This window comes from Mucilaginibacter sp. 22184 (assembly GCF_052045695.1).
In the GTDB taxonomy this organism is placed as follows: Bacteria; Bacteroidota; Bacteroidia; order Sphingobacteriales; family Sphingobacteriaceae; genus Mucilaginibacter.
The window spans coordinates 291,587-316,805 of the sequence record NZ_JBQEPI010000002.1 but is presented as its reverse complement, the minus strand read 5'-3'; the positions used below and the strand labels follow the sequence as shown (position 1 = coordinate 316,805).

The 25,219-nt window shown below is 41.2% G+C and carries 15 protein-coding genes; 1 reads left to right on the top strand and 14 read right to left on the bottom strand.

The features are described from left to right. Positions 1-6 precede the first annotated feature (6 nt). The 12 genes from ACTJKG_RS06425 to ACTJKG_RS06370 form a co-directional block, all read right to left on the bottom strand. Positions 7-1,449 carry a RagB/SusD family nutrient uptake outer membrane protein gene (locus ACTJKG_RS06425; protein ID WP_440738683.1) on the bottom strand — a complete coding sequence of 481 codons (1,443 nt, stop codon included), beginning with the start codon at positions 1,447-1,449 and terminating at the stop codon, positions 7-9. 12 nt (positions 1,450-1,461) lie between these two features. Beyond that, the gene (locus tag ACTJKG_RS06420) at positions 1,462-4,731 is read right to left on the bottom strand and encodes a SusC/RagA family TonB-linked outer membrane protein (protein ID WP_440738682.1); all 3,270 of its coding nucleotides are present in this window, start codon (positions 4,729-4,731) and stop codon (positions 1,462-1,464) included. A gap of 224 nt (positions 4,732-4,955) precedes the next feature. After that, positions 4,956-6,071, bottom strand: coding sequence for a FecR family protein (locus ACTJKG_RS06415; protein ID WP_440738681.1), 1,116 nt, complete (start codon positions 6,069-6,071; stop codon positions 4,956-4,958). Between the two features lie 675 nt (positions 6,072-6,746). Further along, positions 6,747-7,463, bottom strand: a complete 717-nt coding sequence (locus ACTJKG_RS06410; protein WP_172333159.1) for a hypothetical protein — start codon at positions 7,461-7,463, stop codon at positions 6,747-6,749. A 232-nt stretch (positions 7,464-7,695) separates the two neighbouring features. Further along, complete coding sequence (locus ACTJKG_RS06405; protein WP_440738680.1) at positions 7,696-8,997, bottom strand: DUF4302 domain-containing protein; 1,302 nt, start codon at positions 8,995-8,997, stop codon at positions 7,696-7,698. Positions 8,998-9,065: 68 nt separating this feature from the next. Continuing rightward, the gene (locus ACTJKG_RS06400; protein ID WP_172333161.1) at positions 9,066-9,968 is read right to left on the bottom strand and encodes a substrate import-associated zinc metallohydrolase lipoprotein; all 903 of its coding nucleotides are present in this window, start codon (positions 9,966-9,968) and stop codon (positions 9,066-9,068) included. A 73-nt stretch (positions 9,969-10,041) separates the two neighbouring features. Continuing rightward, positions 10,042-11,610 carry a RagB/SusD family nutrient uptake outer membrane protein gene (locus ACTJKG_RS06395; protein WP_440738679.1) on the bottom strand — a complete coding sequence of 523 codons (1,569 nt, stop codon included), beginning with the start codon at positions 11,608-11,610 and terminating at the stop codon, positions 10,042-10,044. Between the two features lie 18 nt (positions 11,611-11,628). Beyond that, complete coding sequence (locus tag ACTJKG_RS06390; RefSeq protein ID WP_440738678.1) at positions 11,629-15,204, bottom strand: SusC/RagA family TonB-linked outer membrane protein; 3,576 nt, start codon at positions 15,202-15,204, stop codon at positions 11,629-11,631. Between the two features lie 258 nt (positions 15,205-15,462). Continuing rightward, positions 15,463-16,584, bottom strand: coding sequence for a FecR family protein (locus ACTJKG_RS06385; protein WP_440738677.1), 1,122 nt, complete (start codon positions 16,582-16,584; stop codon positions 15,463-15,465). Positions 16,585-16,645: 61 nt separating this feature from the next. Then, complete coding sequence (locus ACTJKG_RS06380) at positions 16,646-17,227, bottom strand: RNA polymerase sigma factor (RefSeq protein ID WP_216650440.1); 582 nt, start codon at positions 17,225-17,227, stop codon at positions 16,646-16,648. 71 nt (positions 17,228-17,298) lie between these two features. After that, complete coding sequence (locus tag ACTJKG_RS06375) at positions 17,299-18,240, bottom strand: AraC family transcriptional regulator (RefSeq protein ID WP_172333164.1); 942 nt, start codon at positions 18,238-18,240, stop codon at positions 17,299-17,301. Between the two features lie 178 nt (positions 18,241-18,418). Further along, the gene (locus ACTJKG_RS06370; protein ID WP_172333165.1) at positions 18,419-19,993 is read right to left on the bottom strand and encodes a family 43 glycosylhydrolase; all 1,575 of its coding nucleotides are present in this window, start codon (positions 19,991-19,993) and stop codon (positions 18,419-18,421) included. Positions 19,994-20,424: 431 nt separating this feature from the next. Between ACTJKG_RS06370 and ACTJKG_RS06365 the strand changes: the two genes are divergently transcribed. Further along, the gene (locus tag ACTJKG_RS06365) at positions 20,425-21,873 is read left to right on the top strand and encodes an arabinose isomerase (RefSeq protein ID WP_440738676.1); all 1,449 of its coding nucleotides are present in this window, start codon (positions 20,425-20,427) and stop codon (positions 21,871-21,873) included. Here the strand turns inward: ACTJKG_RS06365 and ACTJKG_RS06360 are convergent. After that, on the bottom strand, positions 21,860-22,699 hold the full coding sequence (locus ACTJKG_RS06360; RefSeq protein WP_440738675.1) for a sugar phosphate isomerase/epimerase family protein: 840 nt from the start codon (positions 22,697-22,699) through the stop codon (positions 21,860-21,862). The genes ACTJKG_RS06365 and ACTJKG_RS06360 overlap by 14 nt on opposite strands. Positions 22,700-22,710: 11 nt before the next feature. Then, entirely contained in the window at positions 22,711-25,212 is a 2,502-nt protein-coding gene (locus ACTJKG_RS06355) for an alpha-L-rhamnosidase-related protein (protein ID WP_440738674.1), read from the bottom strand. Positions 25,213-25,219: the final 7 nt, after the last annotated feature.

Sequence of the window (25,219 nt, the reverse complement as noted above, 5' to 3'; positions counted from 1 at the left end):
GTATTTTTAATTATAGCCAGGATTTTGTTTCAGGTTAGGATCAGCCCTGATGTCATCAGGGGGGATAGGCATAAATTGCTCGAAGCTGGCCCATGTACCACCTTTTTGCGGCGTTACTACGCTCATAACCGCGTCGAGCTTGTTGGTACGTTTCAGATCAAACCACCGGTGGCCCCATTCGCTAAACAGCTCTACCTGGCGTTCATGTGCAACCGCGTCAAGTATGTCTGATTGTGAGTTTGCTGTCGAATTGGGTAATCCTGCTCTTGAACGAATCATATTGATATCGGCAACAGCCCCAGACAAGTTGTTTTGCTGAGCGCGTGCTTCTGCGCGAATCAAATATTGTTCGGCAAAACGCATCACTATCGGATATTCGGTAACGGCAATGGTCGAGCTCAATGATGCAACTTTATATTTATTGGCGTAATAATATGTGGTTATGGGAGTGGTTGTAGTTGTGAAGGTACCAACCCAGTTGGCCAAACGGGCATCACCGGTTTCAAAAGCCTTTACCAGGTTGTTATTCAGCGGTAATTGTGTTGCTATGGTATAACTTGCATTAACTATCAGGAAGTTGGCATCAATAGTGTTTAAATAAAGCTGCGAAACGGGTTGCAATGCCCACAAGGTTTCCTTGCTGGCCCTTAAAAAAACCTGGTTCAGGTTGGCTACAAGGGTGTAATTAGCATTGCTGATCACGGAGCTGGCCTGAGTTTCGGCATTCTTCCAATCTTTGAGATAGAGATAAACCCTTGCCAGCATAGCACCTGCTACTTGTTTGTTGGGTCTTATTCTGTCGGTAACCGCATTGCCAGAGGCATCTACATATACTTTATCGGCCAGTGCTGCCTGGGCATCGGCCAAATCCTGTACTATCTGCTTGTAAATGGCATCGGGAGTACTATTCGGAAGAACATTATTGATGGTATAGTCATCAGTGGTTGTTAATGGTGGGGTGCCGTAAAGATTTACCGCATAAAAATAAATATAGGCGCGTAAAAACTTCAATTCGCCAACAAGCTGCTTTTTAACACCATCAGTAATAGCCCCAGAGCCTGAAATACCATTAATAGCCGTGTTACAATAGAATAATTGTCTGTAAAACTCTGACCAGAAGGGAGGAGGATTTATAGGGCCATAGCTATTTAAATAAAACGTACCTAATGAGGAGTTGCTGGAACCTATGTTTATCAATTCATCGGCCGCCAGCCCCATAGTTAAACTAACACCGGCACTGCCCTGGAAAAATGATCCGGAAGACATTTTGGTATATATACCCGATACCACCGACTGTGCGGCACTGTTTGAGGAAAATGCATTGCTGCTATTAGCCGCAACAAGCGACGGCCCCACCTGTATAGCTTTTTTGCAGCCACTGCCCGATATGCACAGGATGGCCAATACGCTTATGTATACCGCTGTAGAATATATGTTTTTAATTTTCATGATTCCTTCTTTTTAAAGTGATGCTTGTATACCAAAAGTGATAGTTCGAAGCGGAGACATTTTCAGGTAACTTTGAGTTTCAGGATCCGAGAAATTGTAACCGCTAATGGTGGCCAGGTTTTCGCCTAATGCATAAATTTTCAGATTATGCAGATGGAATTTCCTGGTTACTTCGTTATCGAACTGATAACTGACCGATGCGTTTTGCAGCCTGATGTAAGATGCATCGCTGTAATAGGCATCTAAGTACATGTTTTTGGCGTTTAACGCATTAAAAAGTGTTGGGCCAAAGGTGCTGCTAAATTTGCCAAACCTGGCTACGTCACCCGGTTTTTGCCAATGATCTAAAATGGCCGTTGGATAGTTGGTATTAAAAAGTCCGGGCACAAAACTGGTAGCAAGGATCTGTCCGAAAGGGCTCCGGCCAGTTTGTTTTATGCCGCGAAAAAGGAAACTAAGTGTAAAGCCTTTGAAGCTGATAGAATTGGAGATAGAACCAAAATAACCTGGATCGGTATTGATTGTTTTGACTTGATCTGAACCTGAGCTTGATGGCGCGGAAACAATTTTGCCGTCTTTATCATAAAACTGATAGAGGCCTGTTTGCGGATCTACACCAGCGTAACGGTTAACAAATGTGGTATTAACCGATTGATTCAACTCCTGTAATGTAAGTGTGTTAGCATTGGGGAAGGCCAGCAAAGCATTGCGCTGCTTACTGATCATAAACGTTGTTGACCAGGTAAAATCTCTTGACTGAATGTTAATAGTACTGAGTGTAATATCGAAGCCTTTATTTTGAACTTTAGCATCAATGTTTTGAGTTACGGAGTTAACACCTGTAGTTGATGACAACGGGACGGATGATAATACATCTGTTGTACGGTTTCTGAATAAATTTCCCTGTAAGCTGATTCTGCCTTTCAAAAACTGCAGCTCCAAACCAATATTTGCTTTGGTTGTAGTTTCCCAGCTTAAATTGGGATTAGGCAGGTTGGTTGGTGTAATGCCGGGTACACCCTGGTATGGGTTTACTGAAGTTACCGGCGAAAAGTTTTCCAAATACTGATAAACCCCTATCTGATCATTACCGGTAGTACCATAGCTTCCTCTTAATTTACCAAAGCTCAGGAACGGAAGCGCGTCTTTAATAAACTTCTCCGAACTGAATATCCATTCACCGCCGGCAGCATAGAAAAAGTGAAACTGGCGATTCTGACCAAACTTACTGGAACCATCATAACGGCCAGAAAGATCAACAATATATTTATTTTGCCAATTGTAATTGATTCGGCTATACAACGCGCTGTATTTATAATTATAGGCATTATATCCCTGGCCAAAAGCAGTGATGGTGGCTGCAGCCGCAATGTTATTGATCAACAGATCGTTACTATATCCATTAGCCACCAGTTGTGTCGCGTCAACCAATTGTTTTTGCAAACTGGCACCCACCAGAACATCCAGTGTACCTTTGCTTATGCCGCGATTATATTCTATCTGTGGTTCTATACTCCAGAAGCTTTTATTGTTCCAGCTATAATTGGCGGAACCTTTTGACCCAAGGGCTACGTAGGTTGGTAATATAGAGGCTAAGGGGTTAGCCAGAAACTCAACCAGTGATTGTTTATTGTAGCCTATGGTTGCCTGTGCTTTTAAACCCTTAGCCAGTAAATAACTGGCAACCATACTGCTGGTTAAATTTGATAAAGAAGTCCGGGCCAGTGTTTTGGTTGATAATAATGGATTTATAAAAGTGTTATTTTGAAAATTCAGCGTACCATCGGCATTATAAAGCGCAGGAGCATCAGGCGCAAGATTGGCGCTGCTGGTGAGATCGACCGATGGAATGTTGTTAAAATCGTAAGTATATCCCCCCGAGAATTGAATGTTGAATTTTTTATTATTGCTGGTAGAGTTGAGGTTGAAGCTTAAAGAAGATGTTTGATCTGATCCCCCAACCAATTGCTGAACGTTTGTTGAACGCCTGTAATTACCGCTTACCCGATAAGAAACATTATTACCGCCACCGGATATGCTGGCCTGGGCATTAGTGGTATAGCCAGTGCCTTTTAAAAACATTTTTGGCCAGTCGGTATAACGTGTTGTATCCCAGGTTCCGTTGATGTCATAATCTGTAGGTAGTATAGCGGCGTTATCATTTTTCTTGGCTTCTCTGCGCATTTGCAGGTACTGCTGCGTATTTAATAGTTGCGGTGTGGCAATGGCCTGGTTTACGCCGCTGAAAACATTTACATCAATTCTGGTATCGCCCTGCTTACCTTTTTTTGTGGTGATCAATATAACGCCATTGGCACCTCTTGAACCATAAATGGATGTGGCGTCAGCATCTTTTAGTATGTTAATACTTTCTATATCTAAAGGATTAATTAAACTTAATGCATCGTAGGCCTGGCCATTCGATCCTAAATAATTGGATTTTTGAGATGAATAACTACCGCCGTTATAAGGGATGCCATCAATAATATATAACGGAGCTGAGCTTGTGTTTAATCCATTTTGCCCCCTGATCACGACATTGTAAGTACTGCCGGATTGCCCGGTAGACTGGCTGATCACCATACCCGGAACGGTGCCCTGTAACACGGTTAAAGCATTACCCACTGGGTATTTCTCAATTTCTTTAGCAGTTATAGTAGTCTGATCGCCAACGTTAAGCCTTTTAGTTGTCTGACCGTAAGCGATAACCTGTATCTCATCCAGTTTGCTGATATCTTCTTTAAGCTGTATTGTAAATGGCGATTTAAGGTCCTCAATCCGGATCTCCTGTGTTTGATAGCCTACATAGGAAAAAACCAAAACCACATCTTTTGAATTGACCAAAGCATTAAACCGGCCCTGTGCATTTGTTACCCAGCCGGCTATAATGCTGGATCCTTTTACTTTCACCGTAACACCAGGTAATGGGCCGCCGTTTTGTCCCGTGACTTTACCTGATATAAAAATAAGATCACGTGGTGTAGCTGTTTCTTTAAGGCGTACAACTATGGTATTATCAATAAACTTATAATTAAGCGGTTTATTGGCCAATGACTTGTCCATTACTTCTGTAACGCTGGCATCATTAATCTCGATGTTGAAATTTGGAAAAGTGCGGAGCACGTCTGGGTCATATACAAACGTATAGCCGCTCTGTTGTTCAATAGTTTTGAAAAGCCTCTCGTATGATATATTTTTTGCCTTGAGGTTTATACGCTGCGCAAAAGTAGCGGCGCTTACCTGCATAATACAAAGCAGAATTCCTAAAGTGGTCAATCTCATAACCAGGAAAAATTTGTGAAGTCCTTTCTTATAATTTAAGAAAGGACTTAAAGTAAAATTTTGCATACTTTTGTATGGTTTGGGTTTGTAAGTACCTTGTTTAGTTCAAAATAAATTATGGTTAACCCAAACTTTTAGCCGGGAAGTGTGTCACCACTCTCCGGTTTTTTTTGGGCCAACAAAAGGGGACGGAAGCCTGGCAACCGCTTTTATTTAAGGGGTAATTATTTTACAATAATCCTCCTTCCTTCAATTTTAAAGTTGATACCTGCATATTCCAATATGGATAAAGCCTTTGATGCGTTGGTATATTTAGTGAATGAGCCGGAAAGCCGTTTGGATGGAATTTTTCCCTGGTATACCACGTCAACATCATACCAGCGCGCAATCTGGCGCATAACGGTATTGATATCGGTATAGTCAAAATAAAACTTACCGTTTTTCCAGGCAATCACTTCTTCACTGTTAAAATCATTGGTTACGTGAATAGATGAGCTGTTGATATTATCGACAGCTTGTTCTCCTGGTTTTAGTATAGCCGATTTTGTATCCCGGCTAACCTTTACAGCGCCTTCAAAGAGTGTTGTCTTTATAGAGGGTTCATCATCATAAGCATTGATATTGAAGTGAGTCCCCAATACCTCAACCGCTTGACCACGGGAAATTACCCTGAAAGGTTTATGCTGATCATGGGAGACCTCAAAATAAACTTCACCGGTTATCTGAACCGTTCTGTCATGCCCGGTAAACGCTGTTGGATAGGTTATGGATGATGCCGCGTTTAGCCATACATTGGTGCCATCGGCCAATGTCAGGTGATATTCTCCACCGCGTGGGGTGGCTGTGGTGTTATATATCGGCGCAGCTGTGCCATTATCAGTTCCATTATAAACTATTTGCCCCTCGGCTGTTTTGCTTATAGCCATATTGCCTTGCTGGGCTATTTTTCCGTTAGAGGCACCTGTTAAAACAATGTGCCGACCGTTGCCAAGCGTGAGTATAGCTTTATTGCTCCCCGGTGGAAGGTCATTTTGTTTAACTATGGAAGCTGTATTTTCTGAATTTGATGATGATTGGCGGAACGTAAAATATGCCGCGACAGAAAGACATAAAAGGATGGTGGCCGCGATAGAAAAATAAGATCTTCTGATTGCATGGCGTTCGTTTTTAGGCAATTTTGCGCTGATGTGGTTGTAGGCTGCTTCTATTTCTTCTGGTGATGGTACCGCATCATCATTAGCTGTATTAAGATACCAGCTTTCAACCCAGGCGGTCTCCTCCTGATCACATTTTCCTTCGATGTACTTTTTTAGCAGATCCTTACTTTCCTGGTTAGTCATGGTGGCTTATTACTTGCTTGTATATTAGGTATTACGGTTGAAAATGTCAGTGGGGGTATGCCGATGTGAAAAAAATTAAACTTTTTTAAACATTGGTTTAACAAGTATCCATTATCACCAGTTGTAAACAGTTTATTGATGAACAAAACTACGCTGAACAAGCCACAGGTTTGTTAAAAAGTGGGTTTACATGGTTTACACTTTTTATGGTTTGCATTGTATTATATTGTTGATAATTAATTAGTTAAATATAATTATGTCATAAAAACTGGGTTTACATGTAAACCCAGTTTTTAGTTGAATTTACATCGATCAGCTTTTACATTAATTTATGGTTTGTTTTTATGTGATTAATAATCAATTGATTATTGAATATATGTAAATACTCGTCATAGGTTATTGGGGACTATCAGGGTAATGTGAATCCGATGTGAGGAATAAATGTAAAATATTGGCAATAGAATTAGACGACCTCACTAAACAAAAAGAAGTCCCGCTAATTGGCGGGACTTCTTTTTGTGTTTTATAATAAACCTCTAAAACCATACATATCACTAAGGATATCCCATTTACGGGACAGAGCCTTAGTGATTATACGGCTTGTCGGTACTAATAAAAGCTCATCCAGGCTCGTGCATCGGTAGCATTAACCAAATCGTTGTTAAGTATATCCTATTAAGGTTGAACCGGAAGATCAGGGCCGATACTCACAAAAAATAATTGGTCAAATCCTACGGCCTTCCATAATGGATCATTCCGCATTTCCCATCCCCCGGCACTAATACCATTAAAGTAAGCATTCACAATTGCGAGATATTGATACTGATCATATTGGTCTACGTAGTGCTTATACCACAAAGCGTTCATTACTTTTGCTACATTGAGCTCAGAGTGGTCAAAGTTGGAGTGAGCCTCATATAAGTTATACGCATTATATGCATCATTAATAAGGAAGATATACGGGGCGAAATAGGCTTTCACCTTTGCAACATCTGTGGGATTATTCACATTTCCATCCCTGAAGAATTCTTGCAGAGTTACGTTCGAGTTGCTGCTTACTGACTGGAGGTGTGCAATCCCAATTCCTGAGTTACCTGAACCCGAGGTACCACCATCAGGAAAGGCGACTAACATACAAGCTATATAGTTTCCTGCAGCTGTTTCAGGGGATATACTAAGATTACCGATATCATTGCTAAATTGACTATTGCAGCCCCTTGTAGATGAGCTACTTGGCGGCTCGGTGGACGATATGGATAAAAGAGAAGAATTATTATCAGACGCAGCCATGGCCGGTTTAGTTTGTTGTCTAGCCTGATCTTTTTTACATCCTGTTATGGTGATAGAAAATATGGTCCCAATCACAGCAAAAAAATAATATGCTTTTTTCATGAGTTTTGATTTTTTTAATTGTTATTTACTTGTACTTCGGTCAGAAAAGTGAAAGTACAAATCCGTTAACTTTGTATAATGTGCTATTAGCCAATGTTTATTTTTTATTCAAATGGGTCGTGTTAATTAGCATGACTCATCTTGTTTTTTAATAGCCCCTCTAAACCATACATATCACTAAGGATATCCCATTTACGGGACAGAGCCTTAGTGATTATACGGCTTGTCGGTACTAATAGAAGCTCATCCAGGCCCGGGCATTGGTAGCGTTAACCAAATCGTAGGTCTTAGCCCCGGTTTGGATGACGTAGAAGCCATTAGGATCAAGAAACTTATTTGTTGTTGCTGTAACTATTGGTTTTGCAGAGGCTGGCAGGGCAGCACCGTTGAAACTTCCAAAGTACGTAAACACGATTGTTCCACTAGCAGGAAATTTTGCAATAACCGCAGGATCCCCAGCACTATAACCATTGTCGGTAAAAAAACCCAACCTGTCATAAGTAGTTCCTTGGTCAAAGCTGTACAAGCGGTACACAAATTCACTAAATATTGAACGTAAGTTAAAAGCATCCACAACATTATCTACAGTAAAACCGGTATTGGACTCCCAATACGTATTGCTATTAGCCGGATTATTATGAAATGCTTTAGCTGCTGTTAGATCATATTTTAAGGGTGTAATAGCTTCTTTTACTTGTGTAGCACTGCCATTTACAGTTAAACTTACCGTATGACTAGTTGTGTCACCAGCTATTTTTCCTATACTGGTTATCGAGGTTTTGTCGATCAAAAGCGGGGTGCCAAGTATGATGCTGTTGGTTGAACCATCAATATAAAAACCACTGGAAACTGTTTTTAAATTGGTGCTACCATCCAGATAAGAAAGGCTTAGTATTTTATTTCCTTTATCAATATTCAATTCGCAAGCCGTTGTGCCTATAGTTACCCTTTTAAAGTAAGTGCGCACAGCGTTCAATGTCGTAAACACAGCCGTGGTGCCTGTTGTAAAAGAGGTGTATTCGGCTGTTGTTTTGGCTTTTACTAAGGTGAGTTTACTTCCTTTTTTATTGCCTATCAAGGTTATGGTATCGCCGCTCATTTTATCAAACGAAAATTCAAAATCTGAGCTGTAGCCAATGCCCGAATCTCCGCCAAGCACATTTGGATCGGGATCTGACAGTAAATGTATATAGGAGTAGGTATCAAACAGCAGTGACGGCGCCTGTAATTGCTTTAAGCTATAAGCACTTTCGTTCGGGGTGGTTGATGTTTCCTCGTCTATATCAGAAAGCATGGATACCCTGTTATCGGCTCCAAATTTTATCGAAAACAGATAAACACCGCCACCATTGGGGTATAAAATAGCTTTCCAGCCATTGGGAGCGCTTGTTAACTGCGTTTGATATTTACTAAGCGCTTCTGTGCTTCGTTCGGTAGGGGTTTTGCCAAAATAGTCGGGATCATTTTTTTTACATGCCGATAAACAGGCTATCAGCAACAGTAATAAATATGCCGGGTAAGTATATTTTTTCATTGTATGTCTTAATTAATATATTTTACGTTACACTCAACGCGTTGCGCGTTATTAAAACCGGTTATCATCTAATTATTGCTTATGGCAGCAATGGAGGCATGAACCCGTGTTTGTAAACTGTAAAAATCAATGTTGAAATTCTTCTTAAAGTAATCCACCACAATGGCTTCTTTTTGCCTCATCTTAGCAATACCGGCAGCATAAGCCGGGTCAGGGATAAGTCGCTTCTTCGCCGGATCGGTTGGGTCAACGATAGTTTTGTTCAAATAAGCCTCATACCCATCCTTACCCCAGGTAAGCATCCATGAAACCATTTCGGCAATATCCTCAGTATACTTATCCCTTGCATATTTCGAAATAAAGCCTAATTGCAATGGAATCTCTGAGGCGGTTGCCCAATTTCCGCTGTAGTCGCCGGCAGATACCTTGGCATATTCAACAGGGATCACCTTTTTCTGGTTAAGGATATGGGTAAATTCGTGATTAATTACATGTACTAATTGTATTACCGCGTCCTCATCTTTTAAATCAGTACCATTAACATTGGTTAGTAAAATAGTGAGCCCTCCGGAAGCTTCGCCCAGTACCTCGGTGCCATCGGTGTTGATTTCGGCACTTCCAGACAGGATTATCTGTTTCGGTGTATATATTTTCATGAACACATCGCTGCCGGTTTCGGCATTGTACGGATCAAGCCAGGCTTGTTTAACGCCCTCCATAAAAGGCATAATGTTAGTTTCCTGGGGTGGTACCAGAACATATTGCTGGTCAAATAATGATTGATCCCATTTGTATTTAACATCAATGTTATAGGGTTTTACAAACTGAGTATTTAAATAGGTATCAATAGCTGTTTTACCGGCGGTTTCGTTACCCAAGTAATTGTCTTGCAATACCAGTTTATTATCCTTTTTGCACGAAAAGCTAAAAAACGTGAGCAAAAAAAGGATTAAGTATTTTCTGTTTTTCATCTTAATACTATTTTTTATTAGAATTAAATATTGTTCAATATTCTAAGTGTCATCATCTGAATATTACCCGGTATTAACGCGGGTTAGGTGCAAGACCGGCCTGGCTCTGCGCCGTTTGCGGAATTTGCATTACCTTACGCGGGTCATCGGCTTTAAGTTCGTAACGATCAACTTCGTTGTCTGCATTATCAAGTATAGTATGTGTTACCGGCAGATGATATCTCAAAATATCAAACCAACGCATTCCTTCATCTACATATTCATAGCGTTTTAAGTCAAGAATAGTGCTGATCAGGGCATCTTTGGTAGAGCCTGTTTTATAGTATGCCAGCGCTTTTGCTATGGTAAGGTTGTTGGTGCCTGGATCATAATTATTAATGATGGTACTTAAATATGTATTCAGACTGCTAACAGCGGCATCATAATTACCTTGCATAACCAATGCCTCGGCCCGGTTAAACAAAACCTCGCCACTGCTCAATAAAGGAATATATATATAGCCGTTGCCTATTTGAGTACTCCCCTGAACAAAAATGAAGTTTTCCAAAAACTTGTTAAGCCCTTTCATTTGTCCAGATGCGCCGTAGCTTCTTATATCTACTGCCAGGGAGCCATTTACAATTCCGGGTATTTTAACGATATCAATCCTGATTTTTGCGTTTAGGCCATAACGGAAATTTTGCCAATCCCGGGCCCAGTATGAAGCTGTAGTGGCCAATAGCAGGTTTGCCTTTTGTGTTGATTTTGTGTATAAAGCCCTAAAATCAAGGTCGGTGATTGGTTTGTAAACCGTATTCCAGGGCCTTAAATAGGTAATGGTAGTACTACCCGGAAAAGCCTGATCTGCTTGCTGAACCACTTTATCATATTGTTGTTTAAACAGGTAAAACCTGGCGGCAAACGCGTGGGCCGCGGTTGTTGTAAACCGGAAAGCCGGTACCTGGTAAGCATTATCGTCCAACAGTGGCATGCCTGCCAGTATATCCTTTTCAATCATGTCATAAACATAAGCTACCGTTTTACGATCGTACTTTTTAAGTAATTGGGTTTCAGGTTCGGTTACGTAAGGTATTCCCGGGTCTGTTGCTGCCGTAGCGGGGTTATAGGTTTTGGCATAAAGGGATACGAGCATAAAATGAGCATAGGCGCGTGCCAGCAAGGCTTCACCTTTATACGGTTGATAGGCTACTGGATTTGCAGCCTTATTACAGGCGTCAAGCGCCTGGTTAGCAGCGGCTATCGCGTTATAACATCCCAACCAGTAATTATCTGATGATCCTGAAATATTGGAAGGGTAATCAATGTACTTATAAGCATTTTCGTTTATCAACGGATCAAGCGAACCTTGGGTGGCATAACCCCTGTCGCCGCTGTTATCAGATAACGATTCACAAAAACTGATGTAATCAGCTGCGGGATATGCCGAAGTAAGCAATTGCGATACTTTGGTAGGGTTATCCAGCGTAGTGCGGTTATCGGGTTGTTTATCCAGGTATTTGTTACATGATGCTAATGCCATGGTGCTTACCAATGCGGCAATTAGCATAGGTAATTTCCCTATCGGTTTTTTGCCACTTGCTTTTGATAGCGTAGGGGCAAAGGTTCTGTGAACTGGTATATATTGTTTTAAAACTAATTTCATGGTGTTTGATGTGTCTTTTTAAAATCCAACTTTTAAAGAAAGTACCAACTGTTTTTGCAATGGCTGGGCCACGCCGCCGGCATTAAAAAACTCAGGATCCTGCCCATAAAGATTTTTATCAGCAAAAAGGAGCCATAAGTTTGTACCCGAGGCGGTTACCGAAGCGTTGTTCATGCCTATTCGTTTGGCAAAATCAACAGGAAGCTGGTAGGTGAAAGCCACATATTTTACTCTGACAAACCCACCATTCGCTACCCTTGCCGATGAGAAGTTATAATTGTTATAAGGATATGCATCCTGGTTTACCGTGTAAAAAGTTTCTGCATCAAGTATGGACGGTACGTTGGTTTTCGTTTCATCGCCAGGTACTTCCCACCTGTTGTTAAATTCTCTTGGGAAGGCATCCAGATCGGTATATTTGGATTTAAATGCAGGGTTTAAGCGTATTTTATTACCCGCCTGATAGGTGAGCTGTACAGTTAATGAAACGGGACCGTAGCGGAAATTATTGGTAAAACCACCGGTATAAGGCGGATCGACCGGACCTTCATATTTCAGATACTTGGTTACGTTTGATTGTAAATTAACAGCGTAGCCCGTTTGCCCGGCTTCATTCACAAATTTGGGGATACCTGTATAATGGTCAAGCCCTTTAAAATCCAATGAGAACAGGGAACCTACCGGATAGCCTAACTGATTAGCTCCGGCTGGCGCTAACTGATCAAAAATAATGGGGGTGTTTTTGTAATTTGTTATTTTATTGGTGTTGTAACTAAATATAAAGGTTGATTTCCATCCCCATTTTTGTTTTTTAATGATATCACCACCAATGGTAAATTCATACCCATGCGAGCTGATGTTACCATAGTTACCTTGTTTTATTTCCTGACCACCTATACCACTTGTGCGGATGAGCCCGATAAGATCAAACCCTCTTTTGCGGTATACATCAGCGGTAAGGGTAAGCCTCCCGTTAAAAAAGCCTGCATCTACACCAATATTGCCGGAATATTGTTTTTCGAAGGTAAGATCAGAATTTTGGAGATCTTTAATATAAATACCCGATTCAATATCCTGGGTATATTGCCGGAGCGTGTTCTGGGTTTGCAAAACAACCGAAGAGTTTGTTGCTACTCCAGGGGCGGCTGACAAGCCATAACTTGCCCTTAATTTAAGTAGGCTCACGCTTGATACGTTTTGCATAAAGTCCTCCTTATCGATATTCCAGGCACCACTCACGCTCCAGGTAGGCAGCCAGTGCAGGTTGCTTCCTATGCCAAACTGGTTTGACCCATCATACCTTACAGATCCCGTTAGTGTATAACGGTCGTTATAAGTGTAATTGATGTTGGTATAATAGGATGCAAAGCGATCATAGGTATAGCTCATGCCAAAATATGGATCATTTTGCTCTGTGCCTTTCTTAATAATACGCGAGTCGACCAAAACAGTACCTCCATAATCATACTGATAGCCATAGCCATTGTTGAAAGCGTTTTGACGCTCGGCATATTTTATTTCCTGCCCTATTAGTATATTAATGTTACTCTTACCAAAATCCCCCACATAAGATAAGTGATTCCTTATATCATAGCTCGATAACGAATTATCGGTACGATTGTAAAGACCTCCTGATGGCAATACCACCACAGGCTCGTCATTAGGATGATCAGGATCCTTATAAAGGAAGCTATTGCCCTGAGCTATGGTTGGGTTGATATAGGCCCGGTACGCATTGGCCTGATTAGAGTTTTCATTTACCAGGTTTTCCTGGGTGGTTTTTACGTATCTGAAAGCACCCAGAAGATCATATCTTAAATATTTACTTATCTGGTATGACAAATTGGTTTGTAGTTTAACATCAAGAGCAGTAAGCCTGATCTTGTTGTTCTGCAACTCATTGATAATGTTAAAAGGAGCGTAATTGCGTGTAAAATACTCCAGATTTCCCTGGCTGTCATATGGCGTAACAGCCCTGCTGGTAGTTAATGCGAAATTGTATGGATTGATATCAAAACTGCGGGTTAACTGGCCATAAACCGGATCGGATGCACGGTTAACTGTGCCTGGCGCGTCCTGCTGCCGTAATGATGCTGTGGTTATGATACCAACCTTAACCTTGTCTGAAATGGTATAATTATTTTGAGAGTTAACCGTATAACGTTTTACCCTGTCGGCTATAGTCCACCCGTTATCGTTTAAAAAGCTTACAGAGGTATAGGATTGGGCTTTATCAGAACCGCCCGAAAAGCTGAGCGCGTGTTCCTGTACTAAAGAGTTACGGAAAAGTATTTTGAACCAATTGGTATTAGCTTCGGCGTAACGTTTTAAAAAGGCATTACGGGCATCGGGCGTATTGGCCAAACCAAAGGTTTTTGTGGCCGGATTATACTGTAAGGCATCATACATTTTGCCATAAATGCCCCGATCCGGATTATTGCCGATATCGCCTACATTGAGCAGTCCTTTGCCGTACATTTCTGAGTAAACACTCATTTGTTCGGCCGAGTTCATAATGTTAAAATTGTTGTAACTTGGACGCAACGAAGAGCTAAAGTTGCCAGTATAACTCACCAGCAGCGAACCTGCTTTACCTTTCTTGGTATTAATAACAACTACTCCGTTCATAGCTCTCGCCCCATATAGTGAGGCAGCTGCTACGTCTTTTAAAATATAGATGTCATCAATATCGTTAACGTTTAAACCGGCAACAGACGAACCCAGAAGGGTAGAGGCATCGCCGCTGGATAACTGATCGTTGGTAACGTTGATTACATCCTCCAGCACAACCCCGTCTACAACCCATAAAGGTTTATTGGCGCCGGTAAGTGAAGTTACCCCCCTGATCCTGATTTTAGGAGCCGATCCGAATGTGCCCGATACGTTTTGTACGGAAACACCGGCTACCTTACCCTCCAGCAAACGGCTAACATCAGTTGTACCGTTCATTTTTATATCTTCGGCCTTTAATCTGGCCGCGGCACCGGTAAACTTATTTTTATCAAGGGTTTGGTAACCGGTTACTACTACCTCTTTCAAGCTGGCAGCGTCTTCTTCCAGTTTGACAGATAGCGTTGGGTTTTCTGCCGAAACTTCTATTTCTAACCTTTTATAACCCAGCATCGAAAATACCAATTTAGCTCCCTTGTGTACCCGGAGCGTAAACTGTCCGTTAGCATCAGTTTGGGTTCCGTTACTCAGGCCTTTTTCTGTAATGGTTACGCCCGCGCTTTTTTCGTCCTTGCCATTTTGCCGTCGTAAAAGCACAGTGCCTTTCACCGTAATTAATTCATCCTGCCCTAAAGAAGTGTTAGATGTAACAATGATATTTTTGCCAATGACTTTAAACGTTAGCGATAGTTTACTGAAGCAATCATGTAAAGCTTTTTCGATAGTCGCATCCTTTAAACTGATACTTATTGTTTTGTCTCCCAGTTCCTTTTCATTATAAAAAAAATGATAACCAGATTGGTCGCTGACCGATCTCAATACTTTTTCAAGCGGGGCATTAACCTCCCGCAGGTTGATCTGGCTGAATCCTTTAGCGCTCGTCTGAAGAAGCGTAATAACCATCAAAAAGGTGGTTAATTTCATAACTTTTAAAAATTTGCGGAAATACCATGCCTTGGGCACGGCAAGAATAAACGAATAAAAATTCATTACATTTGTTTGGTTTGGGTTAATACATGGAATAGCGAAACAATTCTTTTTCCCGTTAGGGAGGGTTAATCCAAATATTACGCAGGAGTGCTCCAACACTTCTGCGTTTCTTTTGATCACCTTTCTGGGGAGAGTTTTGGTAGTTATTTTTCCATAGATGTTTAAGGTTTAGGTTTTAAATAAATTAACTGATCATTCTGTACCCTCTATTATTATATTCTGGTTGTTTTGTGTCATTTTGAAACGAACCTTTAAATAGCTTAATATATCCAGCACTTCCGACATATTAACATTCCTGGTGATTTCGCCAGAAAACTCAACGTCAGGTATCTTGCCCTCATAATTTACATTTACATTATACCATCTCGAAAGCTGGCGCATTACTGTTGGTAAACTGGCTTTGTGAAATTTAAATAGTCCATTTTTCCAGGCTACAGCCTCTGCTACATCGGCATTATCTGTAATTTTAAAACCCTGACCTGCGAATTGTGATTGCTGGCCTGGTTTTAGGGTGATGTTTTTTGTGTTGCCGTTGATCTTAACACTTCCAGATATCAGTGTTACTTTTGCAAGGGGTTCATCAGTATAGCTGTTAACATTAAATTGTGTGCCCAGATCTTCAATAATCTCATTTCCGGCTATGATTCTAAAAGGTTTATTAGCGTCATGTATTACTTCAAAATAAGCTTCGCCGGTAATTTCAACCTTCCGTTCATTACCATTAAACGCTACCGGAAATTTTATAGATGAAGCCGCGTTTAGCCAAACTTTTGTACCATCAGACAATACCAGGTTATATTGCCCTCCACGTGGCGTATTGAGCGTGTTATATAAAGTGGTAGCCATTGGATTCTGCTTTTCAGATGAGCTGTAAAGCACTTTTCCATCGGCTGTTCTGTCCACAGTTACACCGCCCTGTTCTGCCAGTTTCCCCGCCTGATTACCCGACAAGACCATTTTTCTTCCATTCGCAAGTGTTAAAATGGCTTTGTCTGTTCCTGGTGGTACCTGGTAAGTATATTTTTCTGCTGCCTGGGGTAAACTGTGTTTATGCCATAAGAGATATCCCCCTGCAGATAAACAAAGTAACAAAACTGCGGCAGCCGAGGATATCCACGGAATTAACGATTTGATTTTTTGTTGAGGAGGTGGTGTTTGAATAGAAAGTATCTCGGCTAATTGATCATTAGTCAGTTCAGGCAATTTTTGGAATTCAAATTCTTTGTACCAGGATTCAAGCAATGCTTTTTCAGCTTGGGTACATTTTCCGGCATTGTATCGGTGTAATAATTTTTTAAAATCCTCGGTGCTCATTCCCTGCTGATATAAAATATAACTGTAAGACAGTTATGTGCCTACCCAGGGGCTAGTCGATTTAATAAAAATTTAACATTAAATATAAATTCAGCAAAATTACAGCTATAATCAGCATCTCAAATTTGGGGCGTAGTGCTTTTAGGGCGCTTTTGATATGGTTTTTTACCGTAAAAACAGAAATATTTAATTTTTCTGCGATTTCTTTATGGGAAAGATTGTCTTTTCGGCTTAAAACAAAAACTTCCTTCATTTTTTCAGGGAGTGCATTGATCTCTTTATCTATCCGGGCTGCCAATTCTCTTTCCCGTATTAAAAAATCAGTTACATGATCTTCTTGGGCAACAAATTGTATAAATGAAGAAGCATATTTCGATTCAACCTTTTTATGCTCTATATGATTTAATATTTTATTACGGATAATGGTATATAAATAGCCGGCAAGATTTTTTGTATCAGGTATTTCATGCCTGTCTTTCCATAAAAATGAAAAGGTTTCCTGTACAATATCTTTTGCCTCTTCAAAATTTCCAAGCTTTTTGTAAGCATGAATGAGTAAGATACCTCTATAACGGCGATAGATTTCGGTATAAGCTTCCTGATCTCCTGATCTAAGTAAGTTAATTAATTCAGTATCATTCAAGATTCTATATCATGCTATTCTTCAAGAGCCAATATAAAAATAAATCAATTTATATTTCTTCTTTAAAGTTTTTATTTCTTTTTAAGAGTATTTATGGCCGCCTTAAAACGCATTTGATCATCAAAATCGGTTGTTTTTTCTGTTGCCCGTTTGCGATAATCAATAGGAGTGATACCTGTTTTTTCTTTGAAAAGCCGCGAGAAATAAAAATAGCTGTCAAACTTCAAATCGTATGCGATATGTTTTATGGGTATATCAGGATTGTTTAAAAGCTCTTTAGCGCGCTCAATTTTGAGTTGGATATAATATTGGCCGGGCGATAATCCGGTATAACTTTTAAATAGTTTCCGAAACCACGAATAGCCTACCTGTAATTCATCGGCAGCCTGCTCGGGCGAAAAATCATTTACGATATTGGAACGGAATAACAGTCGGGCTTTATTCACAATGATCTCTTTGTCTTCGCACTCCACATCGTTTTGTTTAATGACAGCATGTACGCAACCCAGCAAATGTAAAGCCGCACCCGATATGAGGGGTTGGTAACCTGTATTCTCGTTCCTGGTATTTTCGATGATGTTGTTAAATAAATTGAAAATGCCTTCGTTGAAACCGATGTACATACTTGGGTTTTTCGGACTCAGGAAATTATTTTTTACCAATCTGTCAATAATATCACCTTTAACTCCTATCCAATATTCGTCCCAGCCGGTTTCATTATTGGGTTTATATCGGTGGCGCTCGCCAGGGAACAGTATGATCACTGTTCCAGCGGTAATAGTACGTTGTGTGCAGTTATCAGATTCAAAAACACCCTTGCCTCTTGTGATATAAATAACCTGGTACTCATTTAAAACCCTACCTATATTCCAGCTAAAATAATGATGTGCCGGATGATTTTTTACCGGATATAAGCCGGTAGGTTCAATATGGGTACAACCAGCATTAAGCACGCACAGCCCCCAATTTTCATCTTCGCGGCTTACAGGCAGGTATTTGTAATAATTGATCATTTAAAAAGCATTTACTAATAAACAGTTTGGTAATGTTTATATAAAAGGTAGATTAAAAGCCATACCAATTGACGCAGACATAGGTTTATATGAAGTTAAAAATAACAATAAATAGGTCTGTCACAAGTTGGATTTCAAAAAGTACAGATACACCACTAAATATTAATTGTTTATCTGGCTATTTATTAAGTTGTTTCCCGCTTGAATCGAGCATATCAAACTTTATTATTTTACTATTATCTGCAGTATAGGTATTGCCGCCATCGCCGCTATAAAAAGCCGAAACAGAAGTTGCCTCCGCGGTTTGATAAGCAAAACCGTATGATCCGGTAACTGCTGCCGATTTTACAACAACGCAATAATTTATGCCTGCCTCAATTTTTATTTTAGGCCGAACGGTAAGCCTTTTTGCCGACCAGCCCACAACGCCTGCATCCAGATTCTGAGTGCTTAAGGGGCTGCCGGTTGGTTTACCTGTTTTGTCGGCCCTGTAAACGGCAATTTGAAGTGTGGCATCGGGATATCCTATTTTAAAGGTGGTAAAACGCAGGGTACTTAATACACCTGATAAGCTGGCCTTAAAGGTTTGTGCCCATTGCATCGCCTTACTGATGTCATGTTGCGTACGATATTCTTTTAAATTGATGTTTTTTGCAGGCTTATTATCAGAAGTAGCAATTTTGAATGATTGATCACAAGTCATGGGTTTTATGGAGCCATCGGCCTCGAAACTGAGCGGTGCCCAGTAATAATTTGCCAAAGCCTCATTTTTCGCGGCATTGTTCCATAAATCGCTGCCAAACAAAAAAACAGGGCCAGTACCCAATATGATGGTTGACACAAAAGATGGCTGGCCCCCACAAGAGTTATCGCTGATCTTTCGGCCCTCAGACCATGGTCCCAAAGGCGATTTAGCCATACTATATGATGCCCCTGTACCAGAACAATAGCCACAATTGGGATCGGAATAAACTACATAATAAATACCATTGCGCTTAAACATACCCGGCGCCTCGGTTTGTCCTTTGGTAATGCCTTTTGCAACTTCACCCGTACCTGTCAAATAGTCGTCGCTTAATTTTTCTATTACTATAGTGCCTTTGGTGTGCCAGTCGGTATAGGCTAAGTATGCTGTACCATCATCGTCAACAAAAGTATCATGATCGCCATTATTTAAAGTAGCGGCAGGAGCGTTTGCATTAACAGCAAGTTTAGGTTCGGCAACCTCTGTAAATGGTCCGGTTGGAGATTTTGCTGTAAACACGTGATAACCCGATACATTATCATAAGTGTTTATCCATAGCACGTACAATCCCGTTTTTTTATTGTAGATAACATGTGGACGGAAACAGCCGATGGTATTACCATTACAGCGGGTTTGCCAAACCTGGGTTGTGGCATCAAAAAGAAAACCGCGGTCTGTCCAGTTAACCATATCTGTAGATGAATAGCTTTTAAAGCCGCAAAAAGGCGCATCTTTCTTGCCCCATTCAAAACCGCAATCATAACTGGTGCCATACAGATAATAAACGCCGTTAAAAAGCGCTATTTCGCCATCATGCGCATCTATGGCATCACCTAAAGTGCTAAAACGGGTTATCTGATGCCCGCTCTTATCAAAGTTAGTAACAGTGGCTAAGTTTACTTTTGCTTTGTGCTGTGCTAAACCCTGTTGCGAATAAAAGCAGCAGGCTGCCACAAATAGTATTACTGATGCATAGCTGTTTACCAGGCGCGAGTTTATTTTTTTCATGCAGGTTTAATATGGTTTATAGTTGCTAATTTAACTGCAGCAACCCTGGCGTGTTTATATATTTTGACAAATAATTTGTTCTTTATGATACCGTACTTATAAAACATGTTTAGCCTTTAGTAATCATACTGTATTTTTTGTGATGTATTTGAATTTTGTTATAAAAAATTGTTTATCAATTATTTAATAATCCGTTGTCAAAAACTATAAACCAAATATCAAAACCTGTATGAGGGACTGATAGGATTAAAATACTTTTATCAACCGATTTATACAAACGTATATATGGCATGTACCGCGCTTGTTAAATATTAATTTAGTTTAAAGCCGAGTGTATTGCTGCCGTGAGTAGTAATTTAAACTTTGGCATGACGATGTACTGTTATACCAGGCGGTTATAGATAAGGGTAAAAAGAATATAAATATTAAAAATGGTACCTGGAGATAACAAAAGCTCATCTGGTTTAAAAATAGGTTTGTTTGGCATTGGCCTTGAAGCATATTGGGCTCAATTTGAAGGACTAAAAGAACGGCTTACCGGCTATATTGAGGTTGTAAGTAACAGGCTGCAAAGCTATGATGCTGAAATTGTTAATTTGGGGCTTATAGATACGCCTGAAAAGGCTTTTGAAGCAGGTAGCAGTTTTCGCCGGGAAGATGTGGATCTGATATTTTTGTATGTAACCACTTATGCCTTATCATCAACAGTATTACCTGTGGTAAAAAAGGCAAAAGTACCGGTTATTGTGCTTAACCTGTCACCTGCCGCTGCTATTGACTACACGGCTTTTAATAAAATGACGAACCGTACCGATATGACTGGTGAATGGCTGGCTTATTGCTCGGCATGCCCGGTACCGGAAATTGCCAATGTGTTTAACCGCTCTAATATTCCGTTTTATCAGGTTACCGGTATGCTGGATAATGATCCTGAGGTTTGGCAGCAGGTGGAGGAGTGGATTGCCGCAGCAAAGGTAGCCCATGTTATGTATTACAATCGGTTGGGAATTATGGGTAGCTACTATAGCGGAATGTTGGATATTTATACCAATCTTACCCTCCATTGTACCACTTTTGGCGGCCATATTGAAGTTATTGAGGTGGATGAACTTTCGGCTATCCGGGCTACCGTTACAACCGAAGAGACCCTCGAAAAAATAAGCGCGTTTCATAATATTTTCGAAGTGCAAAATGACTGCCCGGCCGACGAATTATCACGCGCCGCCATGACAGCGGTGGCGCTCGATAAGCTTGTTCAGAAATATCAATTAGGCTCCATGGCCTATTACCATAAGGGTACCGGGAACGAAGCGAATCACAACACCATGACCTCGGTGATTTTGGGTAACTCCATGCTTACGGCCAATGGTATACCTGCAGCGGGCGAATACGAAGTGAAGAATGCCCAGGCTATGAAGATTATGGATAGTTTTGGCGCGGGTGGGTCGTTCACGGAGTATTATGCAATGGATTTTAATGATGATGTAGTGTTGATGGGGCACGATGGCCCTTGTCATCCCGCCTTGGCCGAAGGGAAAATAAAGGTGCGGCCATTATTGGTTTATCATGGTAAAGTTGGCAGGGGTTTATCCGTAGAAATGTCGGTAAAGCACGGCCCTGTCACCCTGCTTGCTGTCGTGGAGACAATAGATGGTAAACTTCTTTTCCTGGTAGCCGAGGCCGAATCTGTTGCTGGGCCTATTCTTGAAATTGGTAATACCAACAGCAGGTACCGTTTCCCGATAGGCGCAAGAAAATTTGTAGAAGATTGGAATTCCTATGGGCCTGCCCATCATTGCGCCATAGGGCGGGGGCATATAGCATCTAAGATGGAGAAGCTGGGCAAAATCCTTAACGTACAAACTATTAAGGTTTGTTAAAAGCAGATGAGGGGGTATTATATCTTTTACATAGCAGATCTTTCATAAAAGTGTTAATCTCAAACTGATTAGCCATGGGCTTATTGCTAAAGGGAACTTTAGGCATGTACGGTTCAGGGCCAAACTCAGTAGTTATAGTAAATAGGGGTATACCCAATTGATTGTTAACGGAGATAATCTTATCCCACCATCCCAGGAATTGATGAAGTGCATAAGCCCATTCTGGTGCCCGCGGATCTGCTACCTGCGGACCTTGTTCAAAACCAACGCGGGCGTGGATATGTATGCTCCGTTTAACAGCTTCGTCCATAATCAACGTAAAGTTTTCGAGCATGCTTTCGGTAACACAAACCCAATGCGAAAAATCGGCTGTGATCCTGAAATCCGGTCGGGTGGCAAAAAAGTCCGTAAGCATCTGCGGCGAATAGCCTAATCTGCCCCGGTGGGTTTCATGAACTACCCGGATGCCGGTTTTTGCCGAAAATTCAAGCGCGGTATCTATTAGGGCAAGGTTTTGATCAAAGCTAAAGTAGTCACGACCCGTATGCGAGTTGATCAGCAAGGGTTTGGGTTCGGCACACTCCTCCAGGTTTTCAATAAAAGACGCTCTGAATTTTTTAAAAGTACAGCCTTCGGCACGGTGTTGATGGCTTACCAGGTACATCTGATGCTGTTGCAGATAATCGAATAAAAGCCGCTTATCATCCTTGTTAAGGGGGATCCAGGTATCTACACCGTCGTATCCCGAAAGCCTTACCTTATCCAGAAAATCGGTCAACGGCAAATGTTCATGGCCCCATTGCGGGCTTAATATTTTGATCTCCATTTTACGGATTGTTACGCTGCCTTTTTTATAATGAAAGTAACAGCTGACTTGCAAGTTTGCCGGAAGCTCAGTTGACCTTTTTTATCTGCCGTAAGGTGTTTCACTTTTCCATTAATAATCAACTCATAATTAGTTTCCGGTTGTAACTGTGTAAAGGCAAACTCATAAGTATCGGGCGAGGAGACAGACCATGAAATTTTTTGCGGCATCCAGGAACTGATAGTCAACGCAATCGGATGGGTCGATTTTTGGCTTACCTGTAACTGTGTGCTATCCTGGTTATGATGGTAGTAGGTTAGCCTATTCTCTGTTTTTGATGCACCAAATTTTTCATTGCTGCTGACAGAAAAACCTTTGGTGCGCATAGTATAATTATTTGTGCTCAAACTGATGTCGTAAACGGTGTCGCGCAGTGTGTACGAAAACCTGGTTCCATTCAACACATCACTCATATGGGGTTCAAGCCCCATGCGGTTCCATTTGGGGCGGATGCCATAAATATCACGATATAAAGCTGTAATGGTGGTGCATATCCCTGCCAGAATGTCTTCGCCAAGACCCAGTTGGCTAACCCTGCTGTAGCGTTGCGATGAAAGGCCATCCTTTTTATATTGTTCCAATAGGTTACGGATATATTTAAGGGCGATTTTTTTATCATAGCCCGCATAAGCCCTGATACCGAGATACCCCCATGTGGGGAAAATATCGCCGTTTTCATATTTGGGAAAAGGCCAGTTTCCGGGGGATACTTCTTCCCGGGTAAATGAATCAAAACATAAAGGCCAGTGAAATAGATGTTCGCTGGTAGTGCGTTGTTCTATCTGGTCAAGAATTTGAGCTATCCTGACGGGGTCATCACAAATGCCAAATGCTATAGCTGCAAAATTAACCGGGGTGACCAGGTTATCGCCATGAATAGTGCCATCATTATCTCGCCAGTAAACATATTGCTTTTTGGCCGGCAGCCAAAAACCGCCCTCGCTTACCGGTTTATTGAAAGCAGTTTTAAGCTTTTCGGCAATTGCCGTATAAAATGCTGCCTTTTGAGGGTTCCCTAATATCTTTTCACAATTTGCCCAAAGGTTTAGTGCTTCATACATCTGGGCGTTTACAAAGGCATTTTCATAACTAGCCCACACAATATCCAGCCAGTCGCTGGCTTTTTTTTCGGCTATATTGTTGTTTACCATTTCAAAAATACCATTGTGGTTACTGTCGCGCCTGATCAACCATTCCAGCGCCCGCTCACAGCTTGCCTGGTGCGATTTTAGCCACTTAATATCGCCATTGATGTCAAATTGTTCGCTGGCATTAATTACATAGCCGGTTTGCGAATCGACGGTGTATCCCCACATAGCTTCGTAATAACCTGTTTTAGGATTATATGTGCCGGGTATTTCATCGCCGGCTGCGTTATGCCAGCGGGATAATACGCGCCCGTCGGGCAGCATAGCCTCATCGCGTTCCTGGTTAAGCGTGGCCGAAAAGTTACGTGTGTAGTTTTCATCATCTACCGCCAGGCCAATCTGGGCAAAGAAAGGCTCATGCATGCACTTCCAGTTGGTTAACCAGCCATTGCCGCCAACAATATTATTATCAACCACTCCATATCGCCCTGTAGTGTTAAGCAGTTCCCGCACCGATGCTGCATCGATCCCTGCGAGGTTACCTCTCGAATATTTAGCAAAATAATCCTCATAACTCAATTCATAATGCACGGTTATCCGGCCTTTATTGATTTTAAAAGGCGCGAACACATTTGCCTTTTGCGATACAAAACGGCTAAGGTCATAGCGCTGATTTAGCGGCCCGTTGGTTACTATTTGCTGGCAGGTAAATTCATTTTTGTCGCTTTGGGAGTATTTCGCGGCAATTGCACTCCCAGAGCCGGCTTTCGCTGTTATTTTTAGTCCGTCGCCAGTGTTTACATTCCAGAAGGTTACGCCGCCGGTATGTACGCCGTAAGTATCATTTACATTCTTCAGATATTTGCACCATACCATCCCGCCGTTATCTAAAATGCCACCTTTCCAGGTGTTAAGACCCAAAAAATTCCATTTTGGGAAAGCGCTGTCTTCTAATTCGGTTGTGTTGTTGTACTCCCGGCTGATATTCCAATCTACTTTGTCACCATTGATTGTAAAACCCCAGGTTTCATCAACAATAACATGTTCATCACCATAATGTATGCCGCTAAGAATAATATGATTCCCGTTCTTGTTAATTTTAATAGCGCCAGCCTGTTTATCAGAAAAATAACTGCCGCTTTTAGTCTGTATACCGGTTTTAACACCCGATGCCGACAGCACATTGCGTCCCTTGACGTTTAGTTGGCTGATGCGGCAACCGGAGGAGTAATCAATAACGATAGACAACTTGTTATCCGGTACGGTGATAGTAATGGTCTTGGCTGAAACATTATACCGGATGCCCTTGCTATAGCCGATCTGAGAAAAAACCGGCTGATACGATAGGATCAGGATGATAATACTGGTAACTAATCTTCGGCTCATATTTTAT

What these genes read in the sequence shown, in the direction of transcription:
- ACTJKG_RS06425 (WP_440738683.1), bottom strand. Translation starts at nt 1,449, where the DNA reads ATGAAAATTAAAAACATATATTCTACAGCGGTATACATAAGCGTATTG.
- ACTJKG_RS06420 (WP_440738682.1), bottom strand. Translation starts at nt 4,731, where the DNA reads ATGAGATTGACCACTTTAGGAATTCTGCTTTGTATTATGCAGGTAAGC.
- ACTJKG_RS06415 (WP_440738681.1), bottom strand. Translation starts at nt 6,071, where the DNA reads ATGACTAACCAGGAAAGTAAGGATCTGCTAAAAAAGTACATCGAAGGA.
- ACTJKG_RS06410 (WP_172333159.1), bottom strand. Translation starts at nt 7,463, where the DNA reads ATGAAAAAAGCATATTATTTTTTTGCTGTGATTGGGACCATATTTTCT.
- ACTJKG_RS06405 (WP_440738680.1), bottom strand. Translation starts at nt 8,997, where the DNA reads ATGAAAAAATATACTTACCCGGCATATTTATTACTGTTGCTGATAGCC.
- ACTJKG_RS06400 (WP_172333161.1), bottom strand. Translation starts at nt 9,968, where the DNA reads ATGAAAAACAGAAAATACTTAATCCTTTTTTTGCTCACGTTTTTTAGC.
- ACTJKG_RS06395 (WP_440738679.1), bottom strand. Translation starts at nt 11,610, where the DNA reads ATGAAATTAGTTTTAAAACAATATATACCAGTTCACAGAACCTTTGCC.
- ACTJKG_RS06390 (WP_440738678.1), bottom strand. Translation starts at nt 15,204, where the DNA reads ATGAAATTAACCACCTTTTTGATGGTTATTACGCTTCTTCAGACGAGC.
- ACTJKG_RS06385 (WP_440738677.1), bottom strand. Translation starts at nt 16,584, where the DNA reads ATGAGCACCGAGGATTTTAAAAAATTATTACACCGATACAATGCCGGA.
- ACTJKG_RS06375 (WP_172333164.1), bottom strand. Translation starts at nt 18,240, where the DNA reads ATGATCAATTATTACAAATACCTGCCTGTAAGCCGCGAAGATGAAAAT.
- ACTJKG_RS06370 (WP_172333165.1), bottom strand. Translation starts at nt 19,993, where the DNA reads ATGAAAAAAATAAACTCGCGCCTGGTAAACAGCTATGCATCAGTAATA.
- ACTJKG_RS06365 (WP_440738676.1), top strand. Translation starts at nt 20,425, where the DNA reads ATGGTACCTGGAGATAACAAAAGCTCATCTGGTTTAAAAATAGGTTTG.
- ACTJKG_RS06360 (WP_440738675.1), bottom strand. Translation starts at nt 22,699, where the DNA reads ATGGAGATCAAAATATTAAGCCCGCAATGGGGCCATGAACATTTGCCG.
- ACTJKG_RS06355 (WP_440738674.1), bottom strand. Translation starts at nt 25,212, where the DNA reads ATGAGCCGAAGATTAGTTACCAGTATTATCATCCTGATCCTATCGTAT.